The organism is Streptococcus sp. 2106 (assembly GCF_013277315.1).
In the GTDB taxonomy this organism is placed as follows: Bacteria; Bacillota; Bacilli; order Lactobacillales; family Streptococcaceae; genus Streptococcus; species Streptococcus pseudopneumoniae.
Map to the genome: position 1 here is coordinate 31,977 of NZ_VMMS01000007.1, position 15,954 is coordinate 47,930.

Sequence of the window (15,954 nt, forward strand, 5' to 3'; positions counted from 1 at the left end):
TTTCGTTTTTTTACGATGAAACTGTTTTCCTATTTTTTCTTTTTAAAATTAGGGATTTTCTTCCATATAAGTTAAGTCCTCTTGACATCAAATTTACCTTCTGATTGGTCCACTAGAATGTCCGCCCTTGACTCAGTTTCTTTATAGTATCGCAGATACTGCTCCCGTCTCATCTGATGGCTAGCCAATATAAAGGATGCATCACGATTTCTCACAGTCGTATCTCTAGCAAGGCGTCGCTTTAATTCGGTCTCCTCATCCGTGTAGAAACAGATGGTTTTTTCAAAGAGTTCCTTGGGTAGAAAGCCAACAGACATCCCTTCGACAATCAAAATTGGTTTGACTCCAGACAAGACCTCACTAGCCTTCCAAGGTTCTTCAATTGTCAAGACATCCATACCCGCCTGCAAGGCAAGGATATCTCTCTGCAAACTCTCCAGTTCATGCGCCACTGGCAGACTGGCTGTCACCTTTTGATTCGGCGCGTCCTTGGGTACTACCAGATGGCGTCCTGAGGTGATATAAGGATCTGTCTCTAGCAAATTTACTGTAGTAGAATCTAAAGCTTGGTACAATTCCTGTGCAAAGGTTGATTTACCTGAAGCTCCATGACCGTATATTCCCAGTGTCCTGACTTTCCCCGTCTCGATCTCTGAGACTAGTTGGTCTACTAAGTCCTTTTTCTTCATTCTCTCTTCACCTGTTCATAGCTTTCTTTTCCGTCATTGAGCTTGTCCCAAATCACTACTTGCCCACTTTTGAGCGATTTTTGCACATCGATAATTCGTTGGTTAGACGAACCTCGAAACTGGAGCATAAGATTTCTCTTAGTTCGATCATATCTTCCATCGACAAGAATGTCAATCAGTGACAAGAGTTCCAGTTTATCTGGAGTTTCCAACATCATTTCTTCCCAAGTGTAGCCGGTCCAGGACCAAATGTCCTTGTCTGGCAATTCCTTTCGGATGCGTTTAACTAGAGGCAAGAGAATGCCAGTATTAAGAAAAGGCTCCCCTCCCAGCAAAGTCAAGCCTTGAACATAGGGTTGGGCAAGGTCTGCCATAATCTGCTCTTCTAATTCTGCTGTATAGGGAATGCCAGCATTAAAAGACCAAGTCGCAACATTATAACATCCCTCGCAGTGAAACATACAGCCTGATACATAGAGAGAGTTACGCACGCCTTCGCCATCAACAAAGTTAAAGGCCTTGTAGTCAATGATACGACCTTGACTAAGTTCCTCGCTTTTCCATTCTTGTGGTTTTGGATTATTCATTCGCTACCTCTATCCAATAACGCTCGACTCCATTGTGAGCATCCTCAAATATTCCACCATTTGCTAGAATGACTGCTCTGCTAGCAGGATTATTCACGCTACAGGTCACCAGAGCTTTCTTGATGTTCTTTTCCTTAGCAACTTGCAAGCCCTGACGGAGAGTCTCTTTTGCATAACCCTTGCCTCTTTCAGATGGACGAATGGAGTAGCCAATGTGGCCACCTTCTTCTAGTAGAAAGTTACTGAGGCGCAACCGGAGATTAAGAAATCCAACTGCTTGACCTTTCTCAGAAAAAGCCACTAACTGAATTGCAGGAACCCATCCTTCAGGCAGATTAATCCCCATTTCCTGTTCCTGATTGCTTTCTAACCAGTCTTCATACACAAAGTTCTCTGTATCCCAGAAACCGCCGTCGTGAGGCGACTGAAATTTTTCAAACTCTGTCATCATATCTAAAACAGCTTTCTTATCCGCTAATCTTGGTCTGCGTAATTCCATCCTTACCTCCCACTATGAGAAAAGCGAGAGCTGGCTCTCACTTTTATTTTTTCTTGTTCTTGTTTAAAAATTGTTCTCTGAAGCTAAGCAAGCGTTCTTTCTTACCAGCTCCATCTTTAGAGTGTTTCTCGTGATAACGGGTCACTTGTGCGCGCCCCTTATCGTCTAGTTGATATTTTCCCATTTCATTTCTTTCTAATTTGTTACTTGATGCCCAGCTATTTTAATCGTTGAACCATTCATATGTTTGACACGCGCAGCGATTTCCTTGTGACGCCCGTTGACCATCGGTCTTGCTTGAGGATTACCTAGGTAGCCACAAGTTCGCTTCACCACATCTACTGTTTTAGGGTCGCTATTGCCACAGTTTGGACAAGCAAACCCTCTCTCAGTTGGTTCAAAATCCCCTTCAAAGTCACACTTGTAGCAACGGTCAATCGGAGTATTGGTGCCTAGATAGCCTACACGGTCATAAGCATAATCCCAGACAGCTTCCAAGGCCTTTGGATTTTGCTGAAGGACTGGATACTCACAATAATGGATGAAACCACCTGACGCACCTGCTTCTGGATAGACTTTCTCAAAGTCCAATTTTTCAAACGGTGTTGGATTTTTACGAACATCGTAGTGGAAAGAGTTGGTGTAGTATTCCTTGTCTGTGATATCAGGAATAGAGCCAAACTTGTCTATATCTAGTCGGCAGAAACGGTCTGTCAGACTTTCGGATGGTGTTGAGTAGATAGAGAAATGGTAGCCATATTGGTCTGACCACTCTTCTACACGGCGTTTCATATCGTGAATGATGTCTAGCGTGAATTCCTTAGCATCTGGATTACTTTCCCAGCTGTTACCAAAGAAAACTGTCGCTACTTCATACAAGCCGATATAGCCCAGCGAAACGGTCGCACGACGATTCTTAAAGAGCTGGTCAACACTTTCTTCTTTACCTAGACGATGGCCAAAAGCACCGTACTGATAAAGGATAGGAGCATTCGCTGGTGTCGCCTCTTTAGTGCGTTCGACACGGTAAACAAGAGCATCTTCTGCGATATTCATTCGCTCGTTGAAGATTTCCCAGAACTTATTCATGTCGCCCTCAGACTCAAGAGCAATACGAGGTAGGTTAACTGTCACAACACCAAGGTTCATGCGACCTGAATTGACTTCTACACCATTTTCATCCTTCCATCCTTGAAGGAAGGAGCGGCAACCCATAGGAACCTTGAAAGAACCTGTCAACTCGATAATCTTATCGTAAGACAAGACATCTGGGTACATCCGCTTGGTTGCACACTCAAGAGCCAACTGCTTAATGTCGTAGTTGGGAGTCCCTTCTTCTAAGTTGAGTCCTCTTTTAAGCGTGAAGATAAGTTTAGGGAAGATAGCTGTGCGGTGTTCTGAACCAAGTCCCTTGATTCGGATGTTCAAGATAGCTTTTTGAATTTCCCGCTCAAAACGATTGGTTCCTAGACCAAAACCGAGCGAAGTAAAAGGTGTTTGTCCATTTGAAGTGAAGAGGGTGTTGATTTCATACTCAAGAGATTGCATGGCATCGTAGATGTCCTTTTGCGTTTTCTTCCAAGCGTAATCTTCCCGTTTTTCAGGCAAGACCCACTCTTCTGCATCTTTGAGATGTTTTTGATAGTTCTTCTCTGCATAAGGCGCCAGGATTTCATCGATACGGTCAGCTGAACAGCCACCGTACTGGCTAGAAGCAACGTTGGCGATGATTTGAGAAATCTGTGCTGTCGCAGTCTGGATAGACTTGGGACTTTCTACCTCTGCATTTCCAATCTTAAAACCATTTTCCAACATCCCCTTGAAATCAATCAAACAGCAGTTGGTCATAGGGGTATAGGGACTGTAGTCCAAATCGTGATAGTGAATATCCCCCTTTTGGTGGGCATTGCCTACGTGCTTGGGAAGCATTTGCAGTCCGATTGATTTCCCAACAATGCCTGCTGTCAAATCACGCTGGGTATTAAAGACATCGCTGTCTTTATTGGCATTTTCATTGACAACTGCCTGATCTTTATTAAGAAGCTTATGAATACTAAAGTTGATATCTGTAGCTTTTGATCGCTCAAAATCCCTCTGCGTCCGATAAGTAATATACTCCTCAGCCAGCGCATATTCTTTGGCTTCAAGGAGTTCATGTTCTACGATATTTTGAATTTCATAAATCTTCACTCCCTTTGGAAAGCGACTATGAATTTCTGTGACAATTCGCTCGGTCAGAGCATTGAGGCGTTTTTCGACCAAGGGTGTCACATCCATAACCTTGTCTGCCGCCTTGTGGAGAGCCTTGTCAATCTTGTCCACATCAAATACAACACGTCTCCCATCTCGTTTCTCGACGAAGAGAGTTGGCAAAATTGTAATTTTTTCTTCTAGTGCAATCATATGCATGCTCTTTTCTAAAATGTTCTTTCTAAAAAGTATTATACCACTCTAAAAAGAAAAATCAATATCTTGTGGTAAAAATCATAAAATTTTTAAAAATACACAAGATATTGATTTGGTTATTTGATTTTATAGACTTTAAACTCTGAGTAATCCGTCTTTACTTGTTGGTAATTTTCTTTCAAGATTGTTTCTACTTCAGACCAGACTGGCACCTTGTCATTCACCACAATCACCTTGGGTTGTTTCTCTTTCAAGTCATTGAGTAGCTTATTCCGGTTTTCCTCAGTTGCTGTATAGTGCACGGGAGACAAAATCGCCGATGGCGACAAGCGCTCACTCTTACGATAAAGAGTCGCAGTATCATCCCATGCATAGATAGCATCTTCCGTATTTGTCTCCTCTTTTACCAAATCAGCAAGACGATTACGTTCTTGATAAGGTACCGGATAAAGGACTAACTTCATCAAAAAAGGAATAGACAAAAGATAGACAAGCCCTAAAACTGGCAGATATAGATTTCCTTTGAAGAAACGACTCCATAGACTAACTGGCGTTTCTCTTCGTCTTCGTCTAACACTACGCCCCCTCTGTTGACTCTTAATATTGGTTACCAATAAAAGTAGAAAAACAGGAAAGACGACCATCAAATAAGAAGCGTGCAGAGGCTCTTGTGAAAAGAAAAGTAAAATCAAACCTAAAATTGTCACAAGACTTGCAGGAACCGAAATGACGTATAGTTTAGAGGGTTTGGATTGAAAGAGACCTAAAAAGATACAAACCACAAATCCCAAACCAAGGGACAACAAGCCATAAAAAGCCATATTCTCTAAAATTTTAGAAGTGAAATCAAAGCGAATACTGTCAATGGGATAGCGAATACCACTAATGGCATCCCCAAAACTTCCTGTTGCAACACTATAGTAGGCAGTTGGATAAAAGACAAGTGAAAAACCTAAAGCCACTGCAAGAAACTGATAAAACCCATGCACAAAGCGTCTATGCCCAAGGTTAAAGACCAACAAGCCTAAACTCACTACAGCAATAAACAGGAGCGATGATAAGGGAGCAAAGAAAAATCCGCCTGCCAAAGCTAGCCCAATCCGTACAAATCCCTTATCATGACTTGGATTGCTTAGGTAAGCCGCAACTAAACTAAAGGCTGCGAATAAGAAAGGAAGCGCTAAAAGAGTCGCATAGCCTCCACCAAAAGCAAGACCTGTAACTAGCATGTAAAAAATAGTCACCAGATGTCCAGCTTGGTCTCCTTGCTCTGTCAAGGTGTCCGCTGATCTAAAAAGGAAAAATCCTCCTGCTACCAAGGCTAACCACTCAAAGATGGCAAAGAAAAATCCGCCCTGAGTCACGTAAGTCAGCAAATAATAAAGTAAACCTTGACTTCCATAATAGTCGCTGTAAATCTTCCCTGTCTGATGAAGCGCCCAACCTGCATAAAAATCCTGCACTTCTTGTGCACTCATTAAATCAAGTAATAGCGGTACTCCTAGAGTTATCCCCGTTACAAGCGTACTCCATAGTAAAATTTTCACCAAAGGAAGACGACTTGATTCACGATGATGCGATTCTTGTTCGATTTGGTATTCTAGAGGTTCACGATTCTCCTTATGAACTTCTTTTACTCTACCATACACACTCATATCGTTTCTCCTATTCAATTTATCTGTCTTAGTATATCAAAAAGTCCTAGGATTGTCAGCTTGCGATGGCTGTTTGAGTGATTTTTTGCATAGTTTCACAAAGGTTTCAATTTCCCGAAAGCGGTGTAAATGTGTCTGTTTGAATGTCAGGATATAGTTTATTTCTTTCTGAGTCAGCATCGTTCCTCCTACATCTTCTTATTCGTAAAAAGCAAGAAAAAGAGGACTCGGTCATTTCCTAAGTCCTAGATTTCTTATAAGATTGGGGCGAATAACTGGGCGATTTCTTTTACAAGCTTTTGATACCAGCTCGTTTTGATAGAATGAGGATAGACTTCCTGAGAATCTGCAAATATATTTTGAAAATCTCGGGCTATTTCCATTATAGAAGGAGTTTTATAGAGTAAGACTGCATTTTCATAATGGTGCACCAAGCTTCGGTAGTCGAGATTGATTGTCCCCACCACCGCAAAATCTTCGTCTACCAACATCTGCTTACTATGAATAAAACCTGGACTATACTCATAAATCCGAACTCCAGCAGAAAGAAGGTCTGGATAAGCCCCTCTTGTGACTAACTGAATGAACTTCTTATCTGGTATGTAAGGGGTGACAATCCGAACATCGACCCCTCTCATAGCAGCATTTTTGATTGTCTCCGTTAAATCATAATCTATGATCAAATAAGGTGTAGTAATATAAACCGATTCAGTTGCTTGATTGATCAAACTCTGATAAACCTTTTTCCCTACCTGCGTTCGAAAAATTGGCTTGGGTCCACTTCCGTATGGAATGGTTAAACCGTCACTTGGGATAGAATGATTTTCTAAATGATATTGATCAAAATCACTAATCTCTCCTCGATTGATGTACCAAGTGGTTAAAAACAAGCGTGTCAGGGCTTTTACTGCTAGTCCGTCTAAGCGAATTCCACTATCCTTCCAATAACCAAATCTCTCGACATGGTTAATGTACTCATCGGCTAAGTTAATGCCTCCTGTATAAGCTATCTGACCATCAACAATCAATATTTTTCTATGATCTCTGTTATTATAGGCCACTGTCAAACGAGGAATAACTTTATTGAATTTATGGGCCTCGATGCCCAGCTGACGAAGTCGATGTGCATAATCTCCTGTTAAAGTAGCCATACAGCCGATATCATCATAGAGCAGTTTAACCTCAACTCCTTGAGCGACCTTTTGCTCTAGTATATCTAGTATGCGATTCCACATCAAACCTTCTTCTATAATGTAATATTCCAAGAAAATAAATTTTTCAGCCTTTTTAAGATCTTCTACCATCTTTTTCCACATAGCTTCTCCGTTAGGAAAAAATGTAGAGGCAGTTTGATCATAGACATCGGCATTGGTATCCATACTCAATAAGGACTTGATGACGCCATATGCCGCCTTGTCACTTTCTTTTAATTCCTCTTTTAGTAGCTGGCTATTTGCTTCTTGGAAATGCATGGAGTCTAGCTTCTTCAGTTGTTTGATTTCTTTTTTGGACAATCTCCTCTCACCAAACATCAGATAGAGCAAGGGGCCAAATACTGGCACAAAGGCTACTAATAACCAGGTTACCTTATTCTCAGGAGTCGTATTACGGTTGACTATCGAAATAATTGTGATGATACTCAGTAGAATGAGAACAGTAATCCATAAAATGGGAGCCATGCGTCCTAAATAAAGAAAGAGACCAAAAGCCAGACAAAGTTCAAGTAGCATAATCGAAAGACTAAAGCCATACTTGGACATCAATAATTGAAATTTTCTATATTTCATATCTCCTCCTTGATATTTTGAATGCTAAAAACAAGTAATTGATACTAGTATAACTCAGGTATTCGACAGAAGGCAAGTATTTATGATTATTTTCTACTTGCATAGTCTTATTTAGTTAAAACGATTTGGTCCGATGGGTCTCTATCCATATCGTCTACGACGATTTGATTACCGTTTACAGTGTAAATTTTGACATCATCGCCAATAATCATGCGTTGATTTGCTGCATCAAATGTGACCTGTTTGACTTTCTGATCCCCGTCAGATTCGAGCTCAGTCCATGTACCAGTCGTTCCAGTTACCACTAAAGTGATACGGTCTCCGTCATCTTGGCCTGTATAAGTCCCATCAATATCAGTCGGTTGAGCCTCAGGTGCATTTTATGAAGAACTTATTGCTACCTGGTTTGTATTTTCTGTAGACGATGAAGCAGTAGGTTGTGATTGCTGAGTTTGTTGTGTTTGCGCTTGAGCTGCTGGTTGTTGAATCTGTTGAGCTCTTTGTGAACAAGCTACTAAGAGACTAAGACTTGCTAGAGAAGCAAGAGAAAGTGTGAATCTTGTTAATTTCATGATGGATTTCCTTTCTGCTACCAATTTAGAGAAATTTTCTCTAACCAGCAATTCCCCTAGTATAACAAGTTCAAAAAAGGAGGTCAATTTATCTGCTCACGGTCCAGCAGGTAGCCCCGTACTTCTGAGATAAAATAGAGAGACCCTGTAACGAACAGCAAGTCTTGAGCGTCTGCCCTTTCTTCGAAACTGCTGATAAATTCTCGGTAAGAGGGAATTACATGGTAACCTGTTACATCTGTCTCGTCCAAAGACCCTTGATAGTCAAAGCCAGTCATCTTGAGTTCCACTTGAGGTAAATTTTCAGTCAGATAACCCAACATCCCTTGATAATCCTTACGTTTCAAGGATCCAAAGAGGATTTGAGGTCGATAGCCTTCCTGCTCTTTTTCTTTGATAAACTCAACCAAGCGAGTCAAGGCAGGGAGGTTATGAGCACCATCCAAATAAATCTGTGGGCGAATACGCTCCAAGCGACCAGCCCAATGGGTCTGTTCCAAGGCCTTTCTTACAGCCTGTTCATCAACAGCTTCCTTTCCTTCTCCCATAAAAAGAAGAAAAGTTTGCAACGCCAAGGCTGCATTCTCCTGCTGATAGACTCCTTCTAAGCCTATGTCCAGCTGTGAAAGATTTAGTAAAGAGCTTGAAAAATCACCATTCAGCATTAAAAAATCTTGACCTGCCTGATAAAGGTTAACAGTTAAAGATTCGGCTTTTTTCTGACAGACAAGCCTAGCTTCTGAAGGCAATTTTGCAATCACTGCCTTCTTACCAGCCTTGAAAATACCAGCTTTCTGCTCTGCGATTGCTTCCAGACTATCACCCAGAGTCTCCTGATGATCGAGCCCGATGGAGGTAATGACAGCAAGCTCTCCAGTTACCACATTGGTCGTGTCAAGTAAGCCACCAATTCCCACTTCTAGTAAAACCCAATCCACCTCTTGCTCCCTAAAGTAGAGGAAAGCAATCAAGGTCAGCAATTCAAAAAAGGACAACTGGTCATGGGTTTGCAGAAGCGTTTTTTCCATCTCCTTGACCTGCTCAGCCAAACGGATGAAGTCTGTGTCTGCTATAGGTTGCCCATTAATGCAGATTCGATCATTGATAGAGACGATATGAGGGGAGGTAAAGGTCGCGACTTTTTTGCCATGCCCCATAAATAACTCCCTCATAAAAGCAATGGTAGATCCTTTCCCATTAGTCCCTGTTACATGGATAATAGGATAAGACTTCTCTGGATTCCCTAACAAATCCACCGCTTGCTGTATTCGGCCTAAACCTGATCGAAAATTCAAACCAATCCGACTATAAAGCCATTCTCCTACTTCAAACATACACATCTCCTTGACAAAAGTCTAATCAATTATCTAGCAAAATTCCGTAGATAACAAAAAATGAGGTCAGGATTTTCGTCCCGACCTCTCACCTGGTTAGCTAATCACTAACAACTATGAATATTAACTTGGGCTAAAAACGTCCACAGGACGTTCCAACTCTTCCCCATTTCTGGGAGTTGGGCTGATACAGTCTCCCAGACTTACTTATGGTCTTTATTTTTAGCATAAGGGTAAAAATGTTCACTGAACATTTTTACTCCTCCATAAAACTATTGAAGACTTCTTCAATCATGTTCCATTCGTCTTCTGAGTCTTCTGGGATTGGTTGCAATTCGCCTTCTGTTCCATCTTCGTTTTCGATGAATGAGTAAGCTTGGATTTCAACTTGTCCGTCTTCGTCTTCTTCTGCGTTAACTGGTACTAGAAGAACATAGTTTTTACCAAATTCTTCTTTTCCATCAATTGTCAAAAGGATTTCAAACAAGGTTTCATTTCCTTGCTCATCTACTAGTGTGATTAGTTCACGTTCTTCGTGGTCGTGGTTATGATCGTGTGACATATCCTCTCCTTTATATTAAAATTTTCTATCTAAATAATTTTGTAAAATCAGCTGAGCTGCTAACTTATCAATGACTTTCTTGCGCTTATTGCGACTGATATCTGCTTGTTCAATCAACATACGCTCAGCAGCCACTGTTGTCAAGCGTTCATCCTGATAGTCTACTGGTAAACCAAAAAACTCTTCTAGCTTTGCTCCGTAGGCTTGACTAGCTTCTACGCGCGGTCCGCTTGTATTGTTCATGTTTTTAGGCAGGCCCACTACAAATCGTTCCACCTTGTAAGTATCAACCAGCTCCTTAACGCGGTCAAAACCAAATTGGCCTTGCTCCTCATTGATTTGGATGATTTCAAGCCCTTGAGCTGTAAAACCGAGCGGATCGCTAATGGCCACCCCTACCGTTTTTGAACCGACGTCCAATCCCATAATTCTCATAGGTTACAGATCGACTCCTTGTCCTTTAAGGTAGTAGCGAACCAATTCCTCAACGATTTCATCACGCTCATACTTACGGATTTGATTTCGTGCATTATTATAACGAGGAACGTAGGCAGGGTCTCCACTCAATACGTAACCTACGATTTGGTTAATTGGGTTGTAGCCCTTATCGTTCAACGAAGCATAAACATCTGTCAAAGTTTCGCTAATTTCTTTTTTATTGGAATCGTCCAATTTAAAACGTACGGTTTCTTCAGTAAATCCCATTCTAACACCCTCTTTCCTTAGAATAGTACCATTATAGCATAATTCCTTACCTTCTACAATTCAGGCAGTTTATTTATTTGGATTTTCTATTGTTCTGTCGCACCATTTGCCAATCTGTCTGAAATATATTTGCTTGGTTCATTCTTCAAAAGATTTTCTAAGCCAATATTCTTCAAATATTCTAACTGAGAAGCCTTCTTGACATCCAGAACTTGAAAATCAAAACTAGTCGTTGTTTGAAGTTCTGTTGCGCTCAATAGTTTGGTTTCAAGCTTAAATCCTGCTAATTTACGAGCTTCTATGATGGAGTCGTCTTTCTCTTCCGCCTCGAGAAGAGCTTTTTGAGTTTCCTCCACTCCATGTTGGTCAATGTAGGCCTTCAGCTCATCTGAGACTGGACGCTTTTGTTGGATAGTTAGACTCAAAAAAATCTTGTCTTTGTAAGTAATGGTTTGGGTCTGCTGGCTACCATCATCTGACTTGGGCAAGACCAAAGTCTTGGTTACAACTGTATTCTTCTCAGCATTTTCAATAACTGGCAATGCCGACTGAAGCGTATCTTTTTCTGTTTTTGTAGCTGGTCCAGTTTCTTTTTTCTGTCCGCAACCAACCAGGACAAAAAGGAAAGCTAGACTAACAAGAACTATTTTTTTCATTTCTTTCTTCTTTCTTTTTGAAATTAAAATAGAATAAGACTGGGAATTGCTCCCAGCCTTGATGTTTATAGAGCTGCACGCAAACGTGCTTCTGCATTTTCTACATTACGGACAGAGCGTGGTAGGAAGGCACGAATATCGTCTTCCTTATAGCCAACTTGCAGGCGTTTTTCATCTACAAGGATTGGGCTCTTTAAAATTCTAGGTGTTTCCATAATCAGATTGAGGACTTCGTTAACACTCAAATCTTCAATATCCACTCCAAGGGCTTTGGCATAGCGATTTTTAGATGAGACGATACTGGCTATTCCGTTATCTGTTTTGGTTAGAATATCCAGTAATTCTTCTCGCGTAATTCCTTCTTTACCAAGGTTTTGTTCTTTATAACTTAACTGGTGGGCATTAAGCCAGGTTTTTGCTTTTTTACAGCTAGTACAACTTGAGACTGTATAAATTTTAATCATGTACCTACCCCTTTCGCTACATGTTACTATCAGTTTAGTCTATTATACCATAAAAAACATCCGACTTGCGACCTATTTTTAATTTTTTTTGACTTTTTTCGTCATTTTCGTACTTTTTTCTTGACAAACAACTAAATGACTATCAACTCTTTTGGAGCTAGGGTCAATAATTCACAACCTGCCTCTGTAATCAGGATATCATCCTCGATACGAACGCCATATTTGCCTTCGATATAGATACCTGGTTCATCGGTCAAGGTCATACCTGTCTTAATAGTTTCTGTAGAAGTCTGGCTAAAGTAGGGTTCCTCATGGATATCCAGACCAATACCGTGGCCAATGCCGTGAGTAAAGTAGTCGCCATAACCTGCCTCAATGATAATATCACGAGGGATTTTGTCAAAGTCACGGAAACCTAAGCCTGCCTTAGCTTGGTCAATCAAGGCTTGGTTAGCTTTTAGAACCGTATTGTAAATCTCTGCCTGCTCATCGCTAACATGCCCTAGATAGATAGTCCGGGTCATATCACTGACATAGTGGTCATAGAGACAGCCGAAGTCCATGGTAATGGCTTCTCCCAACTCCACTGGTTTGTGCATTGGATGGGCATGGGGTTTAGAAGAATTGATACCGCTAGCTAGGATCGTATCAAAAGATAAGCCAGATGCTCCCAACTCACGCATGCGGAAGTCAAGGAAGTTGGCAATCTCAATTTCAGTTTTTCCTGGTTTGATAAAGTCAAGCGCATCGCGGAAAGCTTGGTCTGAGATAGAACAAGCCTTGCGAATCGCTGCAATCTCTGCCTCATCCTTAATCATACGAAGACCTTCCACAAACTGAGTTTGTGGAAGCAAGTCCAAACCTGCAAAAGCTGCCTGCATACGGTGGTAATAAGACACTGAAATCTCATCTTCAAAACCGATACGAGTCAAGCCCATGTCCTTAACAATTCCTGCAATGACAGCCAATTCATCACGATCAGCCACAATCTCAAAACCACTGGTTTCTTGCTTAGCTGCGATGATATAGCGAGAGTCTGTCACTAAGACCTGACGGTCACGGCTGATAAAGACTGTTCCGTTTGAGCCCCAAAAACCAGTCAAATAATAGACGTTTTTAAGATTGTTGATGATGATACCATCTAGTTCTTTTTCTTGCATTTTAGCTAGAAATGCTTGTACGCGTTTATTCATGATGTAACTTTCCTTTCAAATAGTGTCCTGTATAGCTGGCTTCGTTGGCAGCTACTTCTTCTGGAGTTCCTGTTACGATGATGGTTCCACCACCGACACCGCCCTCAGGTCCCAAGTCAATGATATGGTCTGCCGTCTTGATAACATCCAGATTGTGCTCGATGACGAGGACTGTATTGCCATCGTCTACAAAGCGAGCTAAAACCTTGAGCAGGCGAGCAATGTCCTCTGTATGAAGCCCTGTCGTCGGCTCATCCAGAATGTAGAAAGATTTTCCTGTCGAGCGTTTGTGGAGTTCGCTAGCTAACTTCATACGTTGGGCTTCTCCCCCAGAAAGGGTGGTAGCTGGCTGTCCCAAGGTCACATAGCCTAGACCTACATCCTTGATGGTCTGGAGTTTGCGTTGAATTTTCGGAATGTGTTGGAAAAATTCTACCGCATCGTTGACCGTCATATCCAAGACCTGCGAAATATTCTTTTCCTTGTAGTGAACTTCTAGGGTTTCACTGTTATAGCGGGTTCCGTGGCAAACTTCACAAGCCACATAAACATCTGGCAAGAAGTGCATCTCAATCTTGATAATCCCGTCACCTGAGCAAGCTTCACAGCGACCTCCCTTGACGTTGAAACTGAAGCGCCCCTTCTTGTAGCCTCGAATCTTGGCTTCATTTGTCTGAGCAAAAAGGTCACGTATATCGTCAAAAACTCCTGTATAGGTAGCTGGGTTAGACCTCGGCGTCCGTCCGATAGGGCTCTGGTCAATATCAATCAAACGGTCGACATGCTCAATACCTGTAATAGTCTTAAACTTACCAGGTTTGTCTGAATTACGATTGAGCTTCTGGGCAATGGCTTTTTTGAGAATGCTGTTGATTAGAGTCGATTTCCCTGAACCCGACACACCTGTCACTGCGATAAATTTTCCTAGTGGAAAGCGAGCCGTGACATTTTGCAAGTTGTTCTCACGCGCTCCTATCACTTCAATAAAACGACCATTTCCGACACGGCGCTCTTCTGGTACTGGGATGACACGTTTGCCTGACAAGTACTGACCTGTGATAGACTTGCTGTTGCGAGCCACTTGCTTAGGTGTACCTGCTGCAACAATCTCACCACCAAAAACACCGGCACCAGGACCAACGTCAATCAGATAATCAGCCTCACGCATGGTATCTTCGTCGTGTTCCACCACGATAAGAGTATTGCCCAAGTCACGCATCTTTTTCAGACTGGCAATCAGGCAATCATTGTCCCTCTGGTGAAGACCGATTGACGGCTCGTCTAGGATATAGAGGACGCCTGATAGGTTGGAACCAATCTGGGTTGCCAAACGAATGCGCTGACTTTCCCCACCTGAAAGGGTTCCTGCTGAACGTGACAGGGTTAGATAGTTAAGACCCACATTATTAAGGAAGGTCAAACGATCCTTGATTTCCTTGAGAATGGGACGAGCAATGATGGCTTCATTTTCAGACAAGGTCAGCTGGCTCACCAAGTCCAAGTGGTCAGCGATAGACAGGTCTGAGATTTCTCCAATATGTGGCCCTTGCTGGCCGCCCACACGGACAGACAAGGCCTGGTCATTGAGACGATAGCCTTGACAGGTTCCGCAGGTCAGCTCATTCATGTAGAGACGCATCTGAGTGCGAGTGTAATCGCTATTGGTTTCATGGTAACGACGTTTGATATTATTGATAACTCCCTCAAACGGAATGTCGATATCGCGCACGCCACCAAATTCATTCTCATAGTGGAAATGGAATTCCTTGCCATCTGAGCCGTATAGAATCAAGTTTTTATCTTCTTCTGACAAGTCCTCAAAAGGCTTATCCATATCCACTCCAAAGGTCGTCATAGCCTGCTCTAGCATGTTTGGATAGTAGTTGGATGAGATAGGATTCCAAGGTGCTAGCGCTCCCTCACGTAAGGTCTTGCTGGCGTCTGGCACTACCAAATCAGTATCCACCTCCAACTTGATGCCCAAACCGTCACACTCACTACAAGAGCCAAAAGGAGCATTGAAGGAGAAGAGACGTGGCTCTAACTCTGGAACAGTAAATCCACAAACTGGGCAGGCATAATGCTCAGAGAAGAGCAACTCCGAATCGTCCATAGTGTCGATAATGACATAGCCTTCTGCGATACGAAGGGCAGCCTCAATGGAATCAAAGAGACGACTACGAATGCCCTCCTTGATGACAATACGGTCAACCACGACATCGATATTGTGTTGCTTGCTCTTGGACAAGTCTGGCACTTCGGTCACATCATAGACTTCCCCATCCACACGGACACGGACATACCCATCTTTCTGAACCTTCTCGATAACACTCTTATGTTGACCTTTTTTCTTGCGGATGACAGGGGCCAAAATCTGCAAGCGCTGGCGTTCAGGTAACTCCAAAACCTTATCAACGATTTGCTCCACCGAAGAAGCCTTGATAGCTCCATGCCCCTTGATACAGTAAGGCGTCCCCACACGTGCGTAGAGAAGACGCAGATAGTCATTGATTTCAGTCGTTGTTCCCACCGTCGAACGAGGGTTTTTGCTAGTCGTTTTCTGGTCGATGGAAATAGCTGGGCTGAGACCATCAATAGCATCTACATCTGGTTTTTCCATATTTCCCAAGAACTGACGAGCGTAGGCGGACAAACTCTCTACATAGCGACGTTGTCCCTCCGCATAGAGGGTATCAAAAGCCAGACTGGACTTCCCTGAACCTGACAAGCCAGTCACGACAACCAACTTGTCTCGCGGAATCTCCACATCAATATTTTTTAAATTATGGGCACGCGCCCCATGAATGACAATTTTATCTTGCATCTTTGTTCTTTCTAGTCCATT

Annotated in this window: 15 protein-coding genes and 1 pseudogene; all 16 read right to left on the minus strand. The window is 42.3% G+C overall.

Annotated elements, in window-relative coordinates; genetic code table 11:
• Nucleotides 1-71: 71 nt before the first annotated feature.
• Entirely contained in the window at nt 72-689 is a 618-nt protein-coding gene (locus tag HT723_RS00925; RefSeq protein ID WP_000725989.1) for a phosphoribulokinase, read from the minus strand.
• On the minus strand, nt 686-1,276 hold the full coding sequence (gene nrdG, locus HT723_RS00930; protein ID WP_001064217.1) for an anaerobic ribonucleoside-triphosphate reductase activating protein: 591 nt from the start codon (nt 1,274-1,276) through the stop codon (nt 686-688). The genes HT723_RS00925 and nrdG overlap by 4 nt, the downstream gene beginning before the upstream one ends.
• A complete protein-coding gene (locus HT723_RS00935) occupies nt 1,269-1,775 on the minus strand; it encodes a GNAT family N-acetyltransferase (RefSeq protein ID WP_000423413.1) in 507 nt (168 codons plus the stop codon). Before HT723_RS00935 ends, nrdG begins: the two co-directional genes overlap by 8 nt.
• A 43-nt stretch (nt 1,776-1,818) precedes the next feature.
• A complete protein-coding gene (locus HT723_RS00940; protein WP_172934448.1) occupies nt 1,819-1,959 on the minus strand; it encodes a hypothetical protein in 141 nt (46 codons plus the stop codon).
• A gap of 11 nt (nt 1,960-1,970) precedes the next feature.
• Entirely contained in the window at nt 1,971-4,178 is a 2,208-nt protein-coding gene (gene nrdD, locus HT723_RS00945) for an anaerobic ribonucleoside-triphosphate reductase (RefSeq protein ID WP_172934449.1), read from the minus strand.
• Between the two features lie 119 nt (nt 4,179-4,297).
• Nucleotides 4,298-5,836 carry a damage-inducible protein CinA gene (locus tag HT723_RS00950; protein ID WP_172934450.1) on the minus strand — a complete coding sequence of 513 codons (1,539 nt, stop codon included), beginning with the start codon at nt 5,834-5,836 and terminating at the stop codon, nt 4,298-4,300.
• A 254-nt stretch (nt 5,837-6,090) separates the two neighbouring features.
• Nucleotides 6,091-7,623, minus strand: a complete 1,533-nt coding sequence (cls, locus tag HT723_RS00955; RefSeq protein ID WP_166736637.1) for a cardiolipin synthase — start codon at nt 7,621-7,623, stop codon at nt 6,091-6,093.
• 107 nt (nt 7,624-7,730) lie between these two features.
• Nucleotides 7,731-8,195: pseudogene (locus HT723_RS00960) on the minus strand (SP_0198 family lipoprotein).
• An 83-nt stretch (nt 8,196-8,278) separates the two neighbouring features.
• Nucleotides 8,279-9,529, minus strand: a complete 1,251-nt coding sequence (locus HT723_RS00965; protein WP_172934451.1) for a folylpolyglutamate synthase/dihydrofolate synthase family protein — start codon at nt 9,527-9,529, stop codon at nt 8,279-8,281.
• Between the two features lie 256 nt (nt 9,530-9,785).
• Nucleotides 9,786-10,091 (minus strand): DUF1292 domain-containing protein, encoded by a 306-nt coding sequence (locus tag HT723_RS00970; protein ID WP_000017620.1) that lies wholly within the window; start codon nt 10,089-10,091, stop codon nt 9,786-9,788.
• Between the two features lie 15 nt (nt 10,092-10,106).
• Entirely contained in the window at nt 10,107-10,526 is a 420-nt protein-coding gene (gene ruvX / locus HT723_RS00975) for a Holliday junction resolvase RuvX (RefSeq protein ID WP_001808830.1), read from the minus strand.
• Nucleotides 10,527-10,529: 3 nt separating this feature from the next.
• A complete protein-coding gene (locus HT723_RS00980) occupies nt 10,530-10,796 on the minus strand; it encodes an IreB family regulatory phosphoprotein (RefSeq protein ID WP_000507059.1) in 267 nt (88 codons plus the stop codon).
• An 86-nt stretch (nt 10,797-10,882) separates the two neighbouring features.
• On the minus strand, nt 10,883-11,452 hold the full coding sequence (locus tag HT723_RS00985; RefSeq protein ID WP_172934452.1) for an SP0191 family lipoprotein: 570 nt from the start codon (nt 11,450-11,452) through the stop codon (nt 10,883-10,885).
• Between the two features lie 65 nt (nt 11,453-11,517).
• Nucleotides 11,518-11,916 (minus strand): transcriptional regulator Spx, encoded by a 399-nt coding sequence (spx, locus tag HT723_RS00990; protein ID WP_000591165.1) that lies wholly within the window; start codon nt 11,914-11,916, stop codon nt 11,518-11,520.
• 131 nt (nt 11,917-12,047) lie between these two features.
• Nucleotides 12,048-13,109, minus strand: coding sequence for a Xaa-Pro peptidase family protein (locus HT723_RS00995; RefSeq protein WP_172934453.1), 1,062 nt, complete (start codon nt 13,107-13,109; stop codon nt 12,048-12,050).
• Nucleotides 13,102-15,933: an excinuclease ABC subunit UvrA gene (gene uvrA / locus HT723_RS01000; RefSeq protein ID WP_172934454.1), complete on the minus strand. Its 2,832-nt coding sequence runs from the start codon at nt 15,931-15,933 to the stop codon at nt 13,102-13,104. The genes HT723_RS00995 and uvrA overlap by 8 nt, the downstream gene beginning before the upstream one ends.
• Nucleotides 15,934-15,954 lie beyond the last annotated feature (21 nt).